2 tRNA genes and 3 rRNA genes are annotated in these 5,912 nt (G+C 48.5%); all 5 read left to right on the top strand.

What is annotated here, in order from left to right:
* Positions 1–380 precede the first annotated feature (380 nt).
* The 5 genes from A3735_RS08720 (at position 381) to rrf (ending at position 5,818) form a co-directional block, all read left to right on the top strand.
* Positions 381–1,914, top strand: a 16S ribosomal RNA gene (locus tag A3735_RS08720).
* A 114-nt stretch (positions 1,915–2,028) separates the two neighbouring features.
* Positions 2,029–2,105, top strand: a tRNA-Ile gene (locus tag A3735_RS08715).
* 141 nt (positions 2,106–2,246) lie between these two features.
* Positions 2,247–2,322 (top strand) — tRNA-Ala (locus A3735_RS08710).
* A gap of 331 nt (positions 2,323–2,653) precedes the next feature.
* Positions 2,654–5,536, top strand: a 23S ribosomal RNA gene (locus tag A3735_RS08705).
* A 167-nt stretch (positions 5,537–5,703) separates the two neighbouring features.
* Positions 5,704–5,818 (top strand): 5S ribosomal RNA (rrf, locus tag A3735_RS08700).
* The 16S, 23S and 5S rRNA genes sit together here with 2 tRNA genes alongside, the layout of an rRNA operon.
* The last annotated feature ends 94 nt before the right edge of the window (positions 5,819–5,912 follow it).

Below are 5,912 nucleotides of genomic sequence, written 5' to 3'. Positions count from 1 at the left end.
CGCTTCGAAAGCGGCGAAGTTTGAAGGAGATAGAGGATAAATTAAGTGATTAAAATCAGTAATTTATCTTCGCTTGTTAAAGGTTTTGGTTTTCGGTTTTGAATTTAAATTTCTTCGAAAACAAATTGAAAAAATCGTTGTCAAGCAAATGAGACGCTGTAGAATACGCGCCTCGCTTGAGGGATCTCAAGCAAGCTCTTTAAAAAATTAACCAAGCAATTCGTGTGGGCGCTGGCTGAGATGATTTCACGATAAAGCACTCTGATCTAACTTGTTAGAGAGGATGTTGCTTAAGAAATTATCAAGTCAACGACCTGTACAATTTATTTGAACAGTAAGTAACTTGAGCAAGTATATGAAGCTTTTGCTTCGACTAGATTGAACTGAAGAGTTTGATCATGGCTCAGATTGAACGCTGGCGGCAGGCTTAACACATGCAAGTCGAGCGGTAACAGAGATAGCTTGCTATCTGCTGACGAGCGGCGGACGGGTGAGTAACGCGTAGAAAACTGCCCAGTAGTGGGGGATAGCCCAGAGAAATTTGGATTAATACCGCATACGCCCTACGGGGGAAAGGGGGCTTCGGCTCTCGCTATTGGATGTGTCTGCGTGGGATTAGCTAGTTGGTGAGGTAAGGGCTCACCAAGGCGACGATCCCTAGCTGGTCTGAGAGGATGATCAGCCACACTGGAACTGAGACACGGTCCAGACTCCTACGGGAGGCAGCAGTGGGGAATATTGCACAATGGGCGCAAGCCTGATGCAGCCATGCCGCGTGTGTGAAGAAGGCTTTCGGGTTGTAAAGCACTTTCAGCGAGGAGGAAGGCTAAGTAGTTAATACCTGCTTAGATTGACGTTACTCGCAGAAGAAGCACCGGCTAACTCCGTGCCAGCAGCCGCGGTAATACGGAGGGTGCAAGCGTTAATCGGAATTACTGGGCGTAAAGCGCGCGTAGGCGGCTTGTTAAGCTAGATGTGAAAGCCCCGGGCTCAACCTGGGAACTGCATTTAGAACTGACTCGCTAGAGTACAGTAGAGGGTGGTGGAATTTCCAGTGTAGCGGTGAAATGCGTAGAGATTGGAAGGAACATCAGTGGCGAAGGCGGCCACCTGGACTGATACTGACGCTGAGGTGCGAAAGCGTGGGGAGCAAACAGGATTAGATACCCTGGTAGTCCACGCCGTAAACGATGTCTACTAGCCGTTGGGGAACTTGATTCCTTAGTGGCGCAGCTAACGCACTAAGTAGACCGCCTGGGGAGTACGGTCGCAAGATTAAAACTCAAATGAATTGACGGGGGCCCGCACAAGCGGTGGAGCATGTGGTTTAATTCGATGCAACGCGAAGAACCTTACCTGGTCTTGACATCCTGCGAACTTTCTAGAGATAGATTGGTGCCTTCGGGAACGCAGTGACAGGTGCTGCATGGCTGTCGTCAGCTCGTGTTGTGAAATGTTGGGTTAAGTCCCGTAACGAGCGCAACCCTTATCCTTATTTGCCAGCACTTCGGGTGGGAACTCTAAGGAGACTGCCGGTGACAAACCGGAGGAAGGTGGGGACGACGTCAAGTCATCATGGCCCTTACGACCAGGGCTACACACGTGCTACAATGGTAAATACAAAGGGACGCCAAGCCGCGAGGTGGAGCTAATCCCAGAAAATTTATCGTAGTCCGGATTGGAGTCTGCAACTCGACTCCATGAAGTCGGAATCGCTAGTAATCGTGGATCAGAATGCCACGGTGAATACGTTCCCGGGCCTTGTACACACCGCCCGTCACACCATGGGAGTGGATTGCACCAGAAGTAGTTAGTCTAACCTTCGGGGGGACGATTACCACGGTGTGGTTCATGACTGGGGTGAAGTCGTAACAAGGTAGCCCTAGGGGAACCTGGGGCTGGATCACCTCCTTAAACGAATCGTGATCGTTTCGGTCAGAGTTCACACGAATTGCTTGGTTATAGAATTAAAGAGAGCGTAAGGGCAATAGGCCCTATAGCATCTTACTGAGAGGTAATTTGCGCAGAAGGCCTGTAGCTCAGGTGGTTAGAGCGCACCCCTGATAAGGGTGAGGTCGGCAGTTCAAGTCTGCCCAGGCCTACCAGATTTCAGTTACTCATCGTTAAATGATTACTCGCATAGCAGGCTATGCTTCGCAGTCATTTGCCTAGATTAACTAAAATCTACGATTTTTTGAGTCTGACTTTAATGAACGTTAAAGCAGAGGATAAAATGCTCTGGGATTGGGGCTATAGCTCAGCTGGGAGAGCGCCTGCCTTGCACGCAGGAGGTCTGCGGTTCGATCCCGCATAGCTCCACCAATTTCCAAAATTGAAATGATTATAAATAAGTGTATTTGCTTGGTTTAAGTTTGAATTAAGTAAAGTGTATTTATTTCTAATCATGCGATTAGAAGCTCTTTAACAATTAGGTAAGTAATAGTAGACGTTGTTTTATGTTGTGATGACATAATGCAACTCATTGCTAAGTGATTAGATTATTCACATATCAGCGAATAATTTAATCATGGATAACGAAAGAAATGAGATTCATATCAAGCGTTATCCGGCGAAAACGTTACGAATGGTCATATATATAGCTTAAGTACTAAGATGGTAAAAGGTCGTCTTAGAAGACTGCTTCGGGTTATATAGTTAAGTGACTAAGCGCATACGGTGGATGCCTTGGCAGTCAGAGGCGATGAAGGACGTAGTAACCTGCGATAAGCGTTGGTAAGCTGGTAAACAAGCTTTGACCCAACGATTTCCGAATGGGGAAACCCATCTAACATAAGTTAGATATCTTGCACTGAATACATAGGTGTAAGAAGCAAACCCGGAGAACTGAAACATCTAAGTACCCGGAGGAAAAGAAATCAACCGAGATTCCCTTAGTAGCGGCGAGCGAACGGGGATTAGCCGATGATTATTGAATTAGTGGAACGCTCTGGGAAGTGCGGCCATAGTGGGTGATAGCCCCGTACACGAAGATTCAATAGTCACATATTAAGTAGGACGGGACACGTGTTATCTTGTCTGAAGATGGGGGGACCATCCTCCAAGGCTAAATACTCCTGACTGACCGATAGTGAACCAGTACCGTGAGGGAAAGGCGAAAAGAACCCCTGTGAGGGGAGTGAAATAGATCCTGAAACCGTATGCGTACAAGCAGTGGGAGCAGACTTGTTCTGTGACTGCGTACCTTTTGTATAATGGGTCAGCGACTTAATTTTAGTAGCAAGGTTAACCGTATAGGGGAGCCGTAGGGAAACCGAGTCTTAATAGGGCGTTTAGTTGCTGGGATTAGACCCGAAACCGAGTGATCTAGCCATGAGCAGGTTGAAGATCAGGTAACACTGATTGGAGGACCGAACCCACTTATGTTGAAAAATGAGGGGATGACTTGTGGCTAGGAGTGAAAGGCTAATCAAACTCGGAGATAGCTGGTTCTCCTCGAAAGCTATTTAGGTAGCGCCTCGTGTATCACCCTGGGGGGTAGAGCACTGTTTGGGCTAGGGGGTCATCCCGACTTACCAACCCCATGCAAACTCCGAATACCCAGGAGTGCGATCACGGGAGACACACGGCGGGTGCTAACGTCCGTCGTGGAGAGGGCAACAACCCAGACCGCCAGCTAAGGTCCCAAAGTTACAGTTAAGTGGGAAACGATGTGGGAAGGCTTAGACAGCTAGGAGGTTGGCTTAGAAGCAGCCATCCTTTAAAGAAAGCGTAATAGCTCACTAGTCGAGTCGGCCTGCGCGGAAGATTTAACGGGGCTCAAACTGTACACCGAAGCTGCGGATATCTTTTAGATATGGTAGAGGAGCGTTCTGTAAGCTGATGAAGCTCAATTGAGAAGTTGGGTGGAGGTATCAGAAGTGCGAATGCTGACATGAGTAACGACAAAGGGGGTGAAAAACCCCCTCGCCGGAAGACCAAGGGTTCCTGCGCAACGTTAATCGGCGCAGGGTGAGTCGGCCCCTAAGGCGAGGCTGAGAAGCGTAGTCGATGGGAAACAGGTTAATATTCCTGTACTTGTATATATTGCGATGGGGAGACGGAGAAAGCTAAACCAGCATGGCGACGGTTGTCCATGTTTAAGGTTGTAGGCTGAGGACTTAGGCAAATCCGGGTCCTTAAGGCTGAGAACTGATGACGAGATCTCTTTTAGAGATTGAAGTGGTTGATGCTCTGCTTCCAGGAAAAACCTCTAAGCTTCAGATATATAGGAACCGTACCCCAAACCGACACAGGTGGTCAGGTAGAGAATACCAAGGCGCTTGAGAGAACTCGGGTGAAGGAACTAGGCAAAATGGTACCGTAACTTCGGGAGAAGGTACGCCGATTTTGGTGATCAGACTTGCTCTGTAAGCTGAGGTCGGCCGAAGATACCAGTTGGCTGCGACTGTTTATTAAAAACACAGTACTCTGCAAACACGAAAGTGGACGTATAGGGTATGACACCTGCCCGGTGCCGGAAGGTTAATTGATGGGGTTAGCGTATGCGAAGCTCTTGATCGAAGCCCCGGTAAACGGCGGCCGTAACTATAACGGTCCTAAGGTAGCGAAATTCCTTGTCGGGTAAGTTCCGACCTGCACGAATGGTGTAACGATGGCCAAGCTGTCTCCACCCGAGACTCAGTGAAATTGAAATCGCTGTTAAGATGCAGCGTATCCGCGGCTAGACGGAAAGACCCCGTGAACCTTTACTATAGCTTCACAGTGAACTTTGAACCTATTTGTGTAGGATAGGTGGGAGGCTTTGAAACCAGGTCGCTAGATCTGGTGGAGCCATCCTTGAAATACCACCCTGGTATGTTTGAGGTTCTAACTCGGGTCCCTTATCGGGATCGAGGACACTGTGTGGTGGGTAGTTTGACTGGGGCGGTCTCCTCCCAAAGAGTAACGGAGGAGCACGAAGGTGCGCTAAGCATGGTCGGACATCATGCGGTTAGTGTAATGGCATAAGCGCGCTTAACTGCGAGACAGACACGTCGAGCAGGTACGAAAGTAGGTCATAGTGATCCGGTGGTTCTGTATGGAAGGGCCATCGCTCAACGGATAAAAGGTACTCCGGGGATAACAGGCTGATACCGCCCAAGAGTTCACATCGACGGCGGTGTTTGGCACCTCGATGTCGGCTCATCACATCCTGGGGCTGAAGCCGGTCCCAAGGGTATGGCTGTTCGCCATTTAAAGTGGTACGCGAGCTGGGTTTAGAACGTCGTGAGACAGTTCGGTCCCTATCTGCCGTGGACGTTGGAAAATTGAGAAGAGCTGCTCCTAGTACGAGAGGACCGGAGTGGACGAACCCCTGGTGTTCGGGTTGTGTCGCCAGACGCATTGCCCGGTAGCTACGTTCGGACAGGATAACCGCTGAAAGCATCTAAGCGGGAAGCCCCCTTCAAGATAAGTTTTCCCTGGGAATTTAATTCCCCTAAAGAGCCGTTAAAGACTATGACGTTGATAGGCTGGGTGTGTAAGTGCGGTAACGTATTGAGCTAACCAGTACTAATTGCTCGTGAGGCTTAACTATATAACGCCCAAGTGGTTTTATAGTGAATGATTATTCGTACAACGACGGGTAACGCAAATTGGATATGAGTCTTCGTTAGACAGCAGAGATTAAATTAGCTATTACTTGCTATTGTTAAAGACGCAGAATTAAGTGTTGTTGATCAAGTATCAGCAACCGAAGTTTTGCCTGACGACCATAGAGCTTTGGAACCACCTGATCCCATCCCGAACTCAGAAGTGAAACGAAGCATCGCCGATGGTAGTGTGGGAGGTCCCATGTGAGAGTAGGTCATCGTCAGGCTTCTATTAGAAACCCCAGTAGGTCATCCTACTGGGGTTTTTTATTGCCTGGAAGAAAGTATTGTAAGTAACTCACTTTCGTTTTAATTATGTGA

The organism is Oleiphilus sp. HI0061 (assembly GCF_001635675.1).
Note: the sequence above shows the minus strand (reverse complement) of the source record. Positions and strands in the feature narration are given on the sequence as shown.